The sequence below is a fragment of the Pseudarthrobacter equi genome (assembly GCF_900105535.1).
GTDB lineage: Bacteria > Actinomycetota > Actinomycetes > Actinomycetales > Micrococcaceae > Arthrobacter > Arthrobacter equi.
Genome location: NZ_LT629779.1, coordinates 3,333,450 through 3,346,625, shown reverse-complemented (window position 1 = coordinate 3,346,625; position 13,176 = coordinate 3,333,450). Strand labels below are relative to the sequence as shown.

Sequence of the window (13,176 nt, the reverse complement as noted above, 5' to 3'; positions counted from 1 at the left end):
GCCGCGTGCGCGCGTTGCGCCGCGGGCTGGCATTGTCAGCCCGCGGCGTAACTTTTGCGGTCCTGCCTGTTGCGCCGGTCACAGCTGGCAGGATGGAACCCATGACTTATTCCGCGGCGGAAGACCGCTACGAATCCATGCCCTACCGCCGGGTGGGCCGCAGCGGCCTGAAGCTTCCGGCCATCTCCCTGGGCCTGTGGCACAACTTCGGTGACGACAAGCGCTTTGATGAACAGCGAGCCATCCTGCGCCGTGCCTTCGACCTTGGCGTGAACCACTTCGACCTCGCCAACAACTACGGCCCGCCGGACGGATCCGCCGAGACCAACTTCGGCCGCCACCTCAAGGACGACTTCAAGCCGTACCGCGATGAGCTGGTCATCTCCACGAAGGCCGGCTACTACATGTGGCCCGGCCCCTACGGCGAGTGGGGCTCACGGAAATACCTGCTCTCCAGCCTGGACCAGTCACTGGAGCGCATGGGCCTGGACTACGTAGATATCTTTTACAGCCACCGGCCGGACCCGGAAACGCCGCTGGAAGAAACCATGGGCGCCCTCGACTACGCCGTCCGCTCGGGCAAGGCACTCTACGCGGGCATCTCCTCCTACACCCCGGAACAGACCATCGAAGCTGCCCGCATCCTGAAGGAGCTCGGCACGCCGCTGCTCATCCACCAGCCCAGCTACTCCATGTTCAACCGCTGGACCGAGAACGGCAGCCCCAACCTCTACGAGGCGCTCGACCAGGTGGGGGCGGGGTCCATCGCCTTCTCGCCGCTGGCCCAGGGCATGCTCACCGACCGTTACCTCAACGGCATTCCGGACGATTCCCGCGCAGCCAAGGCCAGGTTCCTGTCCGAGGACGCCATCACGGATGAGAAGCTCGCCCGCATCCGGGGCCTGAAAGCCATTGCCGAAGGCCGTGGCCAGACGCTCGCGCAAATGGCCATCGCCTGGATCCTCCGGGACCAGCCCAAGGGTTCGCCGGTGACCTCGGCACTGGTGGGAGCCTCCAGCGTGCGCCAGCTCGAGGACACGCTCTCCGCCATCAACAACCTCGGATTCAGCGCCGACGAACTGACCGCCATCGATGAGTTCGCGGTGGAATCGGACATCAACCTGTGGAAGCAGACCGTCTGACGAAACCCCTTTCTTACGCAGCGGGACCGGCGGAACAAGGGCCGGTCCCGCTGCGTTGGGTACTATGAGTACGCGCCGCGCGGCGCTGTCCCAGCCGGCCGCCGTCGCAATTTCCCCGACGCATTACCAGGCCGGCTGACGTTTGTCCTAAGGAGTTCCGTGTCTTCACATCCGATCCGTGTCGCAATCGTCGGCGTAGGCAACTGCGCCGCGTCGCTGGTGCAGGGCGTCCAGTACTACCAGGACGCCGACCCCACGGCGACCATCCCCGGCCTCATGCACGTTGAGTTCGGCCAGTACCACGTGGGCGATGTCCAGTTCGTGGCCGCGTTCGACGTCGATGGCAAGAAGGTGGGCAACGACCTCGCCGATGCCATCCTCGCCAGCGAAAACAACACCATCAAGATTGCCGACGTCCCGCCCACCGGCGTAACCGTCCAGCGCGGCCACACCCTGGACGGCCTCGGCAAGTACTACCTCGAGACCATCGAGGAATCCACCGAAGAGCCCGTTGACGTGGTTCAGGCCCTCAAGGACGCCGATGTTGACGTCATGGTCTGCTACCTGCCCGTCGGCTCCCAGGCTGCTGCCGAGTTCTACGCCCAGGCCGCCATTGACGCAGGCGTTGCCTTCGTCAACGCCCTTCCCGTGTTCATCGCCGGCACCAAGGCATGGGCGGACAAGTTCACCGCCGCCGGTGTTCCGATCGTGGGCGACGACATCAAGAGCCAGATCGGTGCCACCATCACGCACCGCGTCATGGCCAAGCTGTTCGAGGACCGCGGCGTCACCCTGGACCGCACGTACCAGCTGAACGTGGGCGGCAACATGGACTTCAAGAACATGTTGGAACGCGATCGCCTCGAGTCCAAGAAGATCTCCAAGACCCAGGCCGTCACTTCCAACGTCGAAGCCGAGCTCGCCGCCAAGGACGTCCACATCGGCCCGTCCGACTACGTGCAGTGGCTCGACGACCGCAAGTGGGCCTTCGTCCGACTGGAAGGCCGCAACTTCGGTGACGCCCCCGTGTCGCTCGAGTACAAACTGGAAGTCTGGGATTCACCCAACTCCGCCGGCGTGATCATCGATGCCATCCGCGCCGCCAAGATCGGCCTGGACCGCGGCATCGGCGGTCCGCTGCTTTCCGCCTCCAGCTACTTCATGAAGTCCCCGCCGGAGCAGTTCAACGACGACCTCGCCCGTGAAAAGGTCGAGGCCTTCATCCGCGGCGACCTGGAGCGCTAACCCTTCCGACGCGCGCTCACTTGTGGCGGTTCCTTTGGGGAACGCGCGCTCACTTGTGGCGGTTCTCCAACGAACGCTCCTCCGTTTTTCACGGGGGAGCGTTCGGCGTTAAGGGGCGCCCGTGGTTGTCAGGCGGCGGATGGCATGGCTTGCCTGGGCAAGGGCCAGAAGCTTGAGCATCAGCTGTGAATGCAAATGCATGCCGACGGCAGCGGTCAGGATGACGCTGTCCGTGTCCTGTCCTGCCGTGGTTGCGGCAAGGTCGAGCCCGGCAATCGAGTCAACGGCGCTGCTGTACTGGTCCAGCAGATCCAGCGTTGATCCGATGCCCAGCCCTTCCATCAGGGCTATGTGCCGGTCCAGTGCATCCCGAGCGTCGCTGGGCACATCGGGCCAGTTTCGCATGCGAACGACGGCGTCTGCCGCGGCAGTGCGGACAACCTCACCGCTGTCAGGTCCAAGCTTCAGGACCACGCGCTGCACGTGGGCAAGCAGCGCCAGGTGCGGAACGCCGTCGTCCGCCATTTTCACAATGCTGCGGATCTGTTCGATATTCAGGCCAACGATCTGACGCAGTGAGCGGATTAACTCCAAGCGTTTGACGTGGTCCGCGGTGTAGCTGGCGCGCGTAGCGTGTACTGACTCGCCGGGCGGCAGGAGTCCTTCGCGGAGGTAATACTTGATGCTTGCCGCGGACGTTCCGGTGACTTCGCTAAGCTCCTTCAGTTGCATGGCGCCTCCGTAAGGTAGCGGACAGCCGGTCCACTATCTTGATGTACTTTTACTGGATAGTGCCTCTATCTTAGAGCTATGGAGCACTGGAACGTCTTACTTGTCAGCCACGTTGTTGCGGCACTCTTCGTCCTGGCTCTCGGACCGGTGCAGATCCTACGGCGGCGGCGCGACCGCATTCACCGGACCATGGGTTATTTGTGGGTAGCAGCCATGTACTACGTGTGTTTCAGCAGTTTTGGCATTGTCAGCGATGGCCATTTCAGTTGGCTGCATGGGCTGTCCGCGTTCACCATCATCACCGTCACACTCGGGCTGATCAGCGCAGTGCGGCATAACATCCCGGCCCACCGCGGCAACATGATAGGGAGTTACATCGGAATCGCTGTTGCTTTTGGTTTTGCTGTGGGGGTTCCGGGGCGCAGCATTCCCCGGCTTCTTTTGGCCGATTCTGGCACGGCGTTTTTCGTCGCCGCTCTGGTGCTGGTGTCCGTTGGCGTAGCTTACGCATCCCTGATCAGAGGCGACAGAAAAAGCACTGTTTCCCCGGTCCGGAGGAACGGGGAGTCCCACGGTGACACTAGTGGCGATGCAGTCCTGGCACAGCGGCCCTAGAGAGCACGCGCGAATCCGGCTGAGGCTGCAGGATCCTTTGCGGAAGCTCTTATAGCTCGCTTGATCTGTTTGATTGCGGTAGCGAAGTTGTCCTCATTGTCAGCCTTATCGAACACGAGGACTGTCCAGCCTGCCGCCTCGAAGGCCCTGTTTCTGCGTCGATCGCTGAGGCGCTGCGGCTCTTGAAGGTGATGGCCGCCGTCGTACTGGATCGCGATACGGCACCGACGATACCCCAGGTCCGCGGATGGAGAACGGCTGTCTCCTTGCCGAAGGTTCACCTGCAATTCCGGATCCGGAAGGCCGGCGTCCAGGATGCCAAGGCGGAGAAACGTTTCCGGCGCCGAATCTGATCCGACACGCATCAGATCGAGTGCCTGCCGGGCACGGACGATGCCCTGAAGATTTGAATGCCGGCTGATCAAGGCCTTGAGGTCGGAGACGGAAGTGTAGGCCTCCGCCCTGCCCTCGAAAGCGGGACGAGGCATTCGGATCAGCTCATCTCCCAATGCCACGAGGTCATTGAGCGGCAGAATGCGAGCCATGTCCAGCCACGTCCGGGCACGGGTGCTGAGCCAAATCCCCTCCACTAACTCGACTTCTCCGGGCCCGGAAATGACCCGGTGACCGCAAATGCCCTGCCTCCTAACGCCGGGAAGAGCCTTGGGTTTGCTGAGGTGGAGCTCGTTGGAGTCCGAAAGCCACGGCGGTAAGTACGAATTGCGGAGCCGAGCCGCCGTTACGTGGGATATCCAGGCTCCCGGTGTTGCTTCCGACAGCGCACGCGCCGTATCTTCCAGATCGAAAGACCAGGAAGCCGGGCGGAAGAGGCCGCGGCCGACGTGCTCGACATCGGCACGCCTCAGCCGATCACGCGTCAGCTTGGCGCTCACGGCACTTTCGACCGTTAAGGGCTTGGTTGCCAGAGGGATAGGTAACGGAGTGCTGCTGCGCATACTGCATTCTCACCGAATCATCCGACAAGCATCGGAAGTTATCCACAGGGGTCAGCCCAGTTCGTAGGCCGCTGAATCCGAGCCTGAGCGCGGGTTGGGATCTATGCCGCCACGAGTGAGCGCGGGTTGGGGTTTATGCCGCCACGAGTGAGCGCGCGTTGAGGCTAGGTGAGGCCTACCGGGTTGCCGTCGGGGTCGACGTCCATGCGGAGCGCGGCCGGCACGGCGGGGAGCCCTGGCATGGTCATCACTGCGCCGGTCAGCGCCACGATGAAGCCGGCGCCGGTCTTGGGCAGCAGGTCGCGGACGTGGATGGTGAAGCCCTTGGGGGCGCCGAGCCGGGTGGCGTCGTCGGTGAAGGAGTACTGAGTCTTGGCCATGCACACCGGAAGCCCGGCCCAGCCGTTGCGTTCGATGTCGGCCAGCCGCTTCAGGGCCGGGACGGAGAAGTCCACCCCGTCGGCCCCGTAGATCTCCTGCGCAATGGTGCGGATCTTGTCCTCCACGGAGAGCTCCAGCGCGTACAGGTGACGGAATTTGTTGGGTGCCTCCAGTGCCCGCGCCACCAGCCCGGCGAGCTCATCCCCGCCGTCACCGCCGCCGCCCCGGCCCCACACATCGGCCACGGCAGCCGGAACACCCTCCGCGGCACACCACGCGAGCAGCCAGTCCAGTTCCTCTGCCGTATCCGTGGCAAACCGGTTGATGGCAACCACCGGGGTCACACCGAACTTCTCCACGTTGTGGACGTGCCGGCGCAGGTTTTCGACGCCGGCCTCCAGCGCAGAAACGTCCGGCCGGGTCAGCTGGTCCTTGGCCACGCCGCCCTGCATCTTCAGCGCGCGCACGGTGGCCACCACCACGACGGCGGACGGTGCCAGGCCGCCGATCCGAGCCTTGATGTCCATGAACTTTTCGGCACCCAGGTCTGCGCCAAAACCGGCCTCCGTCACCACGATGTCCGCCAGCCGCCGTGCGGTCTGGGTGGCGATGAGGGAGTTGCAGCCGTGCGCAATGTTGGCGAACGGGCCGCCATGGACCAGCGCCGGGGTGCCCGCGATGGTCTGCACCAGGTTGGGTTTGACTGCTTCCTTGAGCAGCAGGGCCAGCGCCCCCTGCACCCCCAGGTCCGCCACCGTCACCGGAACGCGCTCATAGGTGTAGCCAAACGTGATCCTGCCCAGGCGTTCCCGGAGGTCGGCCAGGTCCGTGGCGAGGCAGAATACGGCCATGATCTCGGAGGCCACGGTGATGTCGAACCCGTCCTGCCGCGGCACGCCCTGGGCCGGCCCGCCGAGGCCGATCACCACTTCCCGCAGGGCCCGGTCGTTCATGTCCAGGACGCGCTTGAACGTCACGCGCCGCGGATCGATGTTCAAGGCGTTGCCCTGGTAGATGTGGTTGTCCACCAGAGCCATCAGGGCGTTGTTGGCGGAGGTGATGGCGTGGAAGTCACCGGTGAAATGCAGGTTGATCTCGTCCATTGGCAGCACCTGCGAGTAGCCTCCTCCGGTGGCGCCGCCCTTCATTCCCAGGACCGGGCCAAGCGAGGGCTCGCGCAACGCGATCATCACGTTGTGGCCGGCCCGCGCCAGGGAGTCCGCCAGCCCCACGGTGGTGGTGGACTTTCCTTCGCCGGCCGGCGTGGGGGACATGGCTGAGACGAGCACCAGCTTGCCGTGCGGCGGCGGTGCGTCCAGCCGGGCGGGATCGATCTTGGCTTTGTAACGCCCGTACTGTTCCAGCGCTGCGGCGTTCACCCCTGCGGCAGCGGCAATGTCTTCGATGGGCCTGATGCGTGCTGCCCGTGCTATCTCGAGGTCGCTGGAAACGCCGGTCATGGCGTCAGGTTACAGGAACGGCCGGCACAAGGTGGCCCACGTGCCGGTCGACGGCGGCGTGGTAGCTTTCGAGCGTGATGGCGGCGGTGCGGGACCAGCCCGAGTTCTGGGCGCGGATGGCGGCGGCCCGGCCCATGTCCACCCGGGTGGCGGGATCGTCGTAGAGCGCCTCAAAGGCGTCCGCCCAATCGGCCGCGTGGTGGCCGTCCACCAGCAACCCGGTCCGGCCGTGGAAGATGGCACGGGACAGCCCGCCCACCCGGGTTGCCACCACCGGGGTGCCGCAGGCCTGGGCTTCCAGGGCCACCAAGCCGAAGGATTCGCTGAAGGAAGGCATCACCACAACGTCGGCCGCGCGGAACCAGGCCGCAAGCTCAGGTGCCGTGACGGGCGGAAGCTGCGTGACGACGTCGTCCATCTCCGCGTCCGCCACGAGCTTGCGGAGGTTGAACTCCTTGTTGCCGCTGAGCTCGCCCAGGATAGTGAGCCGCAGGTCGATGTCCGGCCGCCGCTGCCGCAGCAGGGCCGCCGCTTTGACCAGCACCTGCGGGCCCTTGAGCCGCTGGATGCGGCCGGCGAACAGCAGGTGGAACGCCCCCGGATCCACGCCGTGGTCCTTACGCGCTTTGCTCCGGAAGGCGGGGGTGAACGTGGCCAGGTCCACGCCCGGGGGAGCGATGTCGATCCGGTCGTAGTCGGCGCCGTAGTGCGACACGAGTTCTGCCGCCTCGGAGCTGGTGTTGGCGATGAGGCGCGCTGCGCCGTCCACGATCCGGTGCTCGCCTACCTCACGCCGCCGCGGCTCAGGCTGTTCGCCGGATTCGAGCAGGAGGTTCTTAACCTTGGCCATGGTGTGCATGGTGTGGACAAGCGGCACGCCCCACAGTTCGGACAGTTCCAGCCCGGCGATGCCGGACACCCAGTAGTGGGAGTGGATGACGTCGTAGCGGCCGTGCGGCTGACGGCGGCGGATCTGTTCGATCTCTTCGACCATGCTGTGGAGCAGACCGGGCAGTTCTTCCTTGGGAATCTTCTTCGTCGGTCCGGCCAGGACGTTGTGCACGCAGACTCCGGGATCCGGATGTTCGACGGCGGGCTGGCCGGCCGAGGTGGCGCGCGTGAAGATCTCGACTTCAACGCCGGCTTCGGCCAGGGCCGAGGCCAGTTCACGGATGTAGACGTTCATGCCGCCGGCATCGCCGGAACCTGGCTGTTCCATGGGCGAGGTGTGGAGTGACAGCAAGGCCACCCTGCGGATCAATGCCAAGGGACCTCCTTCCGGCCGCCGGCGCGTATTACGGGCGCACCTGTCCCGGGTACCCGTTCAGTGCGCACTCGGTAAAACATTACTCCTTCAGCCAACCGGGGCCGCAGCCGCCGTCTCACCACGCCACATCGCCCGGAGCTCCGGAAATGCTTCCTCATAACCGGACAGGAGCCGGCCTGCCAGGTCCTCCGAATCCACCAGCGGATGCCGCGCGAAGGCCGCAAGGGCGGCGCCGCGGTCGCCGGTGGTGGCCGCCCGGACAGTGAGCCGTTCCACGTCCTTGACCTGCCGCAGCAACCGGAGCTGCGGCGCGGGTGGAGACTGCTGGGGCAGCGGCAGCGCGCCGTCGGCCGTCACCATGCAGGGAAGTTCGACGACGGCGTCCGCGGGCAGTCCCGGAATGGCGGGTTCCTGGGCGCCCGGGTTGAGTGAGTTGCGGGTATTTAGGATCAGCTGCGTAGCGCCGGCCCCGGAGAGCGCGCGCATGGCGGCGAGCGCCACGCGTTCGTAGCCGCCGCCGGCGAGGTCGTCTTCATCCCGCTGGGTACCTTCCGGGCGCGCCTCGGCCAAATAGCCCTCCTCGCGGGACCGGCGGGCAGCATCCCACAACTGGAAGGCGTCCGTTCCCGCGCCGGCGAGGCGTGGATAGAGGTCCAGTTGCTGGTTGTGGATGCTCTCTCCGCGCGTCTGCCGCATCGCCTGCATGGTACGTCGGGCGGCGTCGCGCCGGTAGTAGTAATACAGGTACTCGTTGGGCAGCATGCCGAGACCGGCCAGGAAGGGCTGGTCGAACAGGCGACCCTCCTCGAAGGACGCCAGGGCGGCGGGATCGGCCAGCAGCCCCGGCAGCAGGTCGCGGCCGCCGGACTCCAGCCGGTATAGCCAGCCCAGGTGGTTCAGGCCGAAGTAGCCCACGCCGTCGAGCGTTCCCTCCGGCAGGTCCGCTCCCGCAGCGTGGGCTGCTCGCTGCACGAGGGCGCCTGCCGAGTCGCAGATGCCCACCACCCGGTTCCCCAGCACCGGGACGAGGGCCTCGGTGACCATGCCTGCCGGGTTGGTGAAATTGATCAGCCGGGCTCCGGGGCAGTGCCGGACCATCAGGCGGGCCAGGTGCACCATGTGCGGAATGGTCCGAAGTGCATAGGAGATGCCACCCGCTCCCGTGGTTTCCTGCCCCAGCAGCCCCAGGTCCTGGGCCACCTTCTCGTCCGCGATCCGCCCTGCGGTCCCGCCCGGACGGATGGCGGCGAACACCATGTCCGTCCCGGGCAGGGCATGGGCCAAATCGGTGGTGGAACGGACCGGCAGCCGCGGGCCGGGGCCCGCCGGCATGCTGTGCAGCACGGCAGTGACGGCGGCCAGGCGGGCGGGATCGACGTCGTACAGCACCAGTTCGGTGACCAGCCCGGCGAAGCGGCCGGAAACCAGCGCCCGGTAGATGAGCGGCACTCGGAAACCCCCGCCGCCGGCAATCAGAAGCCGCATACCCAGCAGTCTAGGGCGGGCACCGGCGCTCCTCTACCGGATGTCGTTGGCAGGGCGTAGTGTGCCGGACATGGACGCGATCCCGGCACGCCCTTTCGACCCCCTGGCCTCGGTCCGGAAACACTCCGGGCCCGGGTTCGATCTCCTGCTGGCCGGAACCGTCTTCCAGGACATCATTTTCACCGGACTGCCGCACGGCCCTGAACCGGGCACCGAAATCTGGAGCGACGGCATGGGCAGCTGCCCCGGCGGGGTGGCAAACCAGGCCATCGCGGCGGCCCGGCTGGGACTTCGGACAGGCCTGGCCGCAGTCTTCGGAGATGACGGTTATGGCGACTTCAACTGGAAGATCCTCTCCGGCCAGGAGCGGGTGGACCTGAGCCTGTCCCGCCGGGTGGAGGGGTGGCACTCCCCGGTGACGGTGTCGCTGTGTGTTGAGAAGGACCGGTCCATGGTCACCCACGGGCATGCTGCCCCGGTCACGTCCTCCGAGCTCATCGGGGAGCCGCCACCCAGCCTCGCCGGCATCGCGGAAGTGGGCCTGGAGGTGGAACCTTGGGCTCGCGCCGCCCACGGGGCAGGCGTCAAGCTCTTCGGGGACGTGGGCTGGGACCCCACCGGGGAATGGGCTCCGGTCCGGCTGGAAAACCTGCAGTACTTCCATGCGTTCTTGCCCAACCAGCGTGAGGCCATGGCGCTGACCGGGAAGGACAACGCCTGGTCCGCCCTGTATGCGCTCGCGGACCGGGTTCCCGTGGCAGTTGTCACCCTCGGCCCGCAGGGGGCGCTCGCCGTCGATTCGGAAACGGGGGAGGAGGAGTGGGTTCCGTCCCTGCCGGTCAAGGCGCTCGACCCCACCGGAGCAGGTGACTGTTTCGACGCCGCATTCATCGTGGGCACGCTGGCCGGCTGGCCGCTGGGCAACAGGCTCCGCTTCGCCAACCTGTGCGCCTCCCTGGCCGTGCAGGAAGTGGGCGGTTCGCTGGCCGCCCCCGGCTGGGGAGACATCGCCGACTGGTGGAAACGCGCCAACGCCCGGCCCGAACGCCAGATGAGCCAGTGGCTGCGCCGCTTCGAATTCCTGGCCGAGATCATCCAGGACGTCCCGCAGGCGGCCCAGCGGAGGGCCGCAGCCACCATCGCCCACCTGTCGGACGCCTGAGCAACCCCGGTACGCCTGAGCCGTGCCGCCTGAACAGTGCCTGCCGCCTGAAGAGTGCCTGCCACGGCGGCGCCGGGTGGGCGATTATTCGGCCGCAGGCACCCCTACTAGAATCACTACCGTGACTTACCCCGCCCCAACCGGTGAAATCAGCGCTGCTTCAGTGCACGATCCCCACTACGAGCGTTCCGCCGTGATTGACCTGGACGCCATCCGGCACAACGTGCGGCGGCTCGCTGCCGCTGCCTCGCCGGCCAAGGTCATGGCCGTGGTCAAGGCCGACGCCTACGGGCATGGTGCAGTGCCCGTTGCCCGGGCCGCACTGGAGGCCGGCGCAGCCTGGCTGGGGGTGGCGCACATCTCCGAGGCGCTCGCCCTGCGCGCTGCCGGCATCGATGCGCCGCTGCTGGCATGGCTGCACACCACGGACAGCAACTTCGGCGCGGCGGTGGCGGCCGGCGTCGACATCGGCTGCTCAGGGTGGGAACTCGAGAGGATTGTTGCCGCGGCCCGCGAGCAGGAGCGCCCGGCCAGGATCCACCTCAAGGTGGACACCGGGCTGGGCCGCAACGGCGCCACCCTGGAGTACTGGGACACGCTGGTGGGCGAAGCGATGGAGTACCAGGACCAGGGCCTGCTCCGGGTGGTGGGCATTTTCTCCCACCTCGCCGTTGCTGATGAACCAGAACGCCCCGAAACCGACCACCAGCTGGCAGCTTTCCGCGAGGCGATTGCGGTGGCCGAGGACGCAGGGGTGGACGCCGAAGTCCGGCACCTGGCCAACACGCCTGCCACCCTGTCCCGGCCGGACACCCACTTCGACCTGGTGCGCGTAGGCCTGGGCATCTACGGACTCTCACCCTTCGACGGCCAGACCTCCGCTGAACTTGGCCTGCGCCCGGCCATGGCGCTGCGGACCAAGGTGTCCCAGTGCAAGGCCGTCCCGGCGGGGCAGGGGGTTTCCTACGGGCTCCATTACCGGACTGCCGGCGCCAGCACGCTGGGCCTGATCCCGCTGGGCTACGCCGATGGCATCCCGCGGGTCGCCACCGGCGGGCCGGTCCGGGTGGCCGGCACCACCTACCTGGTGGTGGGCCGCATCGCCATGGACCAGATGGTCATCGACCTCGGTCCGCGGGTCCAGGGGGCCGCGCTGCTGGGTGCCGAGGCCGAGCTTTTCGGCAGCGGGGCCGACGGCGGTCCCACGGCTGATGACTGGGCGCGCGCCGCCGGGACCATCAACTATGAGATCGTCACGCGGATCAGTCCGCGCGTGCCGCGCCGTTTCATCAACGAACAGGACACGTCCGGCAGCGCGAAAGCTTCTGCCGCCGGCAGGGAAGGGGCCCGGTGAGCGCCGCGAACCACATGCCCGGCCAGGCGGCTGAAGCCAACTGGGAAAAGACCTATTCGGCCACGACGGCGGACCAGACCCATGCCCTTGGCGCGGGGCTGGCCCGGGTTCTGGAAGCAGGGGACCTGGTGGTGCTTTCCGGCGAGCTGGGTGCCGGAAAAACCACCCTGACCCAAGGGCTGGGGGAAGGGCTGGGAGTGCGCTCCGGCATCATCTCACCCACCTTCGTGCTGGTCCGGATCCACCCCAACCTCCCCGATGGGCCCCGCCCCGGCGGACCGGACCTGGTCCACGTGGATGCCTACCGCCTCGGCTCGGCCGCCGAAGTAGACGACATCGACCTCGAGAACACCATGGACACCTCGGTGACGGTGGTGGAGTGGGGCCACGACCGGGTGGAACACCTCAGCGAGAACCGGTTGGAGATCGACCTGCACCGCGCCATCGGGCTCGGCGGCGGCTTCGGCCGTGGGTCCGTGACCACCGGGACCACTGTCGCCGCGAATGCCGGACCAGACGGCGCACGCGAAAGCCTGGACTTCGACACGGACGACACCGACGAGCCGCGCACCATCGTGATGCGCGGGTATGGCCCCCGCTGGGCCGACGCTCCGGAGCTGGGCGCTGCCGGGGGGACGAACTGATGCTGATTCTCGCAATCGACACGTCGGCCGTGGCCAGTGCGGCCCTGGTCTCGGACGATGCCCTGGAAGGCGTGGTGGCCAACTTCTCCACCGAGGACACCCGCAGCCACGCCGAAGTGCTGGCCCCGGGCATCGCGGGAATGCTGGCGGACGCCGGCGTTACGGGGGAGGACATTGATGCGCTGGTGGTGGGTGTGGGGCCCGGCCCGTTTACCGGGCTCCGGTCCGGTATCGCCACGGCACGCACCCTGGCCTTCGTTTGGGGCAAGCCCCTGCACGGCCTGATGAGCCTGGACGCGATCGCCCTGGAGGTGGCCGAGTCGACGGCGGCTGCCCCCGAGTTCCTGGTGGTCACCGACGCGCGCCGCAAGGAGGTCTACTGGGCCCGCTACAGCCTGGCCGAAGGCCAGTTGCCGGTGCTCGAAGACGGGCCGCATGTTGGCTTTGCCACGGACCTGCCGGACCTGCCCGCGTACGGTGCGGGCGCGGGCCTGTACGCGGACGCGCTGCGGGCGGACCCGGACTTTGCCGGTGAGCAGCCGGACGCCCTGTACCTGGGGCAGTTCGCCCTGGCCAGGCTGGCTTCCGGCGCGGGACTCCTGGACTCCACACCCCTGTACCTTCGGGAATCCGACGCCCAGGTTCCGGGGCCGCGGAAGAGGGCCCTGTGAGTGCCGCCGGTTCGGAAGGAATTCCGGAGCCCCGTTCAGCTTCCCTGGACAATGTCGCCATC

Annotated in this window: 12 protein-coding genes; 7 read left to right on the top strand and 5 right to left on the bottom strand. The window is 67.0% G+C overall.

From position 1 onward, the window contains the following. Positions 1–101 precede the first annotated feature (101 nt). Positions 102–1,142 carry an L-glyceraldehyde 3-phosphate reductase gene (gene mgrA, locus BLT71_RS15120; protein ID WP_091721855.1) on the top strand — a complete coding sequence of 347 codons (1,041 nt, stop codon included), beginning with the start codon at positions 102–104 and terminating at the stop codon, positions 1,140–1,142. Between the two features lie 159 nt (positions 1,143–1,301). Beyond that, positions 1,302–2,387, top strand: a complete 1,086-nt coding sequence (locus BLT71_RS15115; protein WP_091721852.1) for an inositol-3-phosphate synthase — start codon at positions 1,302–1,304, stop codon at positions 2,385–2,387. A 108-nt stretch (positions 2,388–2,495) separates the two neighbouring features. Here the strand turns inward: BLT71_RS15115 and BLT71_RS15110 are convergent, their stop codons facing one another. Continuing rightward, positions 2,496–3,119 carry a MerR family transcriptional regulator gene (locus tag BLT71_RS15110; RefSeq protein ID WP_091721848.1) on the bottom strand — a complete coding sequence of 208 codons (624 nt, stop codon included), beginning with the start codon at positions 3,117–3,119 and terminating at the stop codon, positions 2,496–2,498. Between the two features lie 78 nt (positions 3,120–3,197). Here BLT71_RS15110 and BLT71_RS15105 point away from each other — a divergent pair, with 78 nt between their 5' ends. Further along, a complete protein-coding gene (locus BLT71_RS15105) occupies positions 3,198–3,734 on the top strand; it encodes a DUF2306 domain-containing protein (protein WP_091721846.1) in 537 nt (178 codons plus the stop codon). On the opposite strand, the gene BLT71_RS15100 is transcribed toward BLT71_RS15105, so the two are convergent. The 4 genes from BLT71_RS15100 to BLT71_RS15085 all read right to left on the bottom strand — a co-directional run bounded on the left by BLT71_RS15100 (position 3,731) and on the right by BLT71_RS15085 (position 9,283). After that, entirely contained in the window at positions 3,731–4,690 is a 960-nt protein-coding gene (locus BLT71_RS15100) for an endonuclease domain-containing protein (RefSeq protein WP_091721844.1), read from the bottom strand. The genes BLT71_RS15105 and BLT71_RS15100 overlap by 4 nt on opposite strands. Before the next feature lie 164 nt (positions 4,691–4,854). Further along, complete coding sequence (locus BLT71_RS15095) at positions 4,855–6,531, bottom strand: formate--tetrahydrofolate ligase (protein ID WP_091721841.1); 1,677 nt, start codon at positions 6,529–6,531, stop codon at positions 4,855–4,857. A gap of 4 nt (positions 6,532–6,535) precedes the next feature. After that, the gene (gene mshA, locus BLT71_RS15090; protein WP_091721838.1) at positions 6,536–7,798 is read right to left on the bottom strand and encodes a D-inositol-3-phosphate glycosyltransferase; all 1,263 of its coding nucleotides are present in this window, start codon (positions 7,796–7,798) and stop codon (positions 6,536–6,538) included. Positions 7,799–7,885: 87 nt separating this feature from the next. Continuing rightward, complete coding sequence (locus BLT71_RS15085) at positions 7,886–9,283, bottom strand: family 4 glycosyl hydrolase (protein ID WP_091721835.1); 1,398 nt, start codon at positions 9,281–9,283, stop codon at positions 7,886–7,888. Between the two features lie 70 nt (positions 9,284–9,353). On the opposite strand from BLT71_RS15085, the gene BLT71_RS15080 reads away from it, so the two are divergent. From BLT71_RS15080 to tsaB, 4 genes are all read left to right on the top strand, one after another. Further along, positions 9,354–10,445: a carbohydrate kinase family protein gene (locus tag BLT71_RS15080; protein ID WP_091724068.1), complete on the top strand. Its 1,092-nt coding sequence runs from the start codon at positions 9,354–9,356 to the stop codon at positions 10,443–10,445. Positions 10,446–10,566: 121 nt separating this feature from the next. Continuing rightward, the gene (alr, locus tag BLT71_RS15075; RefSeq protein WP_091721832.1) at positions 10,567–11,799 is read left to right on the top strand and encodes an alanine racemase; all 1,233 of its coding nucleotides are present in this window, start codon (positions 10,567–10,569) and stop codon (positions 11,797–11,799) included. 14 nt (positions 11,800–11,813) lie between these two features. Next, positions 11,814–12,443 carry a tRNA (adenosine(37)-N6)-threonylcarbamoyltransferase complex ATPase subunit type 1 TsaE gene (gene tsaE / locus BLT71_RS15070; protein ID WP_091724065.1) on the top strand — a complete coding sequence of 210 codons (630 nt, stop codon included), beginning with the start codon at positions 11,814–11,816 and terminating at the stop codon, positions 12,441–12,443. Continuing rightward, a complete protein-coding gene (gene tsaB, locus BLT71_RS15065; protein ID WP_091721830.1) occupies positions 12,443–13,114 on the top strand; it encodes a tRNA (adenosine(37)-N6)-threonylcarbamoyltransferase complex dimerization subunit type 1 TsaB in 672 nt (223 codons plus the stop codon). Before tsaE ends, tsaB begins: the two co-directional genes overlap by 1 nt. Positions 13,115–13,176: the final 62 nt, after the last annotated feature.

Excerpts from the sequence above, each read along its gene's own strand:
- BLT71_RS15085 (WP_091721835.1), bottom strand. The coding sequence starts at position 9,283 with ATGCGGCTTCTGATTGCCGGCGGCGGGGGTTTCCGAGTGCCGCTCATC.
- tsaE (WP_091724065.1), top strand. The coding sequence starts at position 11,814 with ATGCCCGGCCAGGCGGCTGAAGCCAACTGGGAAAAGACCTATTCGGCC.
- BLT71_RS15100 (WP_091721844.1), bottom strand. The coding sequence starts at position 4,690 with ATGCGCAGCAGCACTCCGTTACCTATCCCTCTGGCAACCAAGCCCTTA.
- tsaB (WP_091721830.1), top strand. The coding sequence starts at position 12,443 with ATGCTGATTCTCGCAATCGACACGTCGGCCGTGGCCAGTGCGGCCCTG.
- mgrA (WP_091721855.1), top strand. The coding sequence starts at position 102 with ATGACTTATTCCGCGGCGGAAGACCGCTACGAATCCATGCCCTACCGC.
- BLT71_RS15095 (WP_091721841.1), bottom strand. The coding sequence starts at position 6,531 with ATGACCGGCGTTTCCAGCGACCTCGAGATAGCACGGGCAGCACGCATC.
- BLT71_RS15105 (WP_091721846.1), top strand. The coding sequence starts at position 3,198 with ATGGAGCACTGGAACGTCTTACTTGTCAGCCACGTTGTTGCGGCACTC.
- BLT71_RS15110 (WP_091721848.1), bottom strand. The coding sequence starts at position 3,119 with ATGCAACTGAAGGAGCTTAGCGAAGTCACCGGAACGTCCGCGGCAAGC.
- BLT71_RS15080 (WP_091724068.1), top strand. The coding sequence starts at position 9,354 with ATGGACGCGATCCCGGCACGCCCTTTCGACCCCCTGGCCTCGGTCCGG.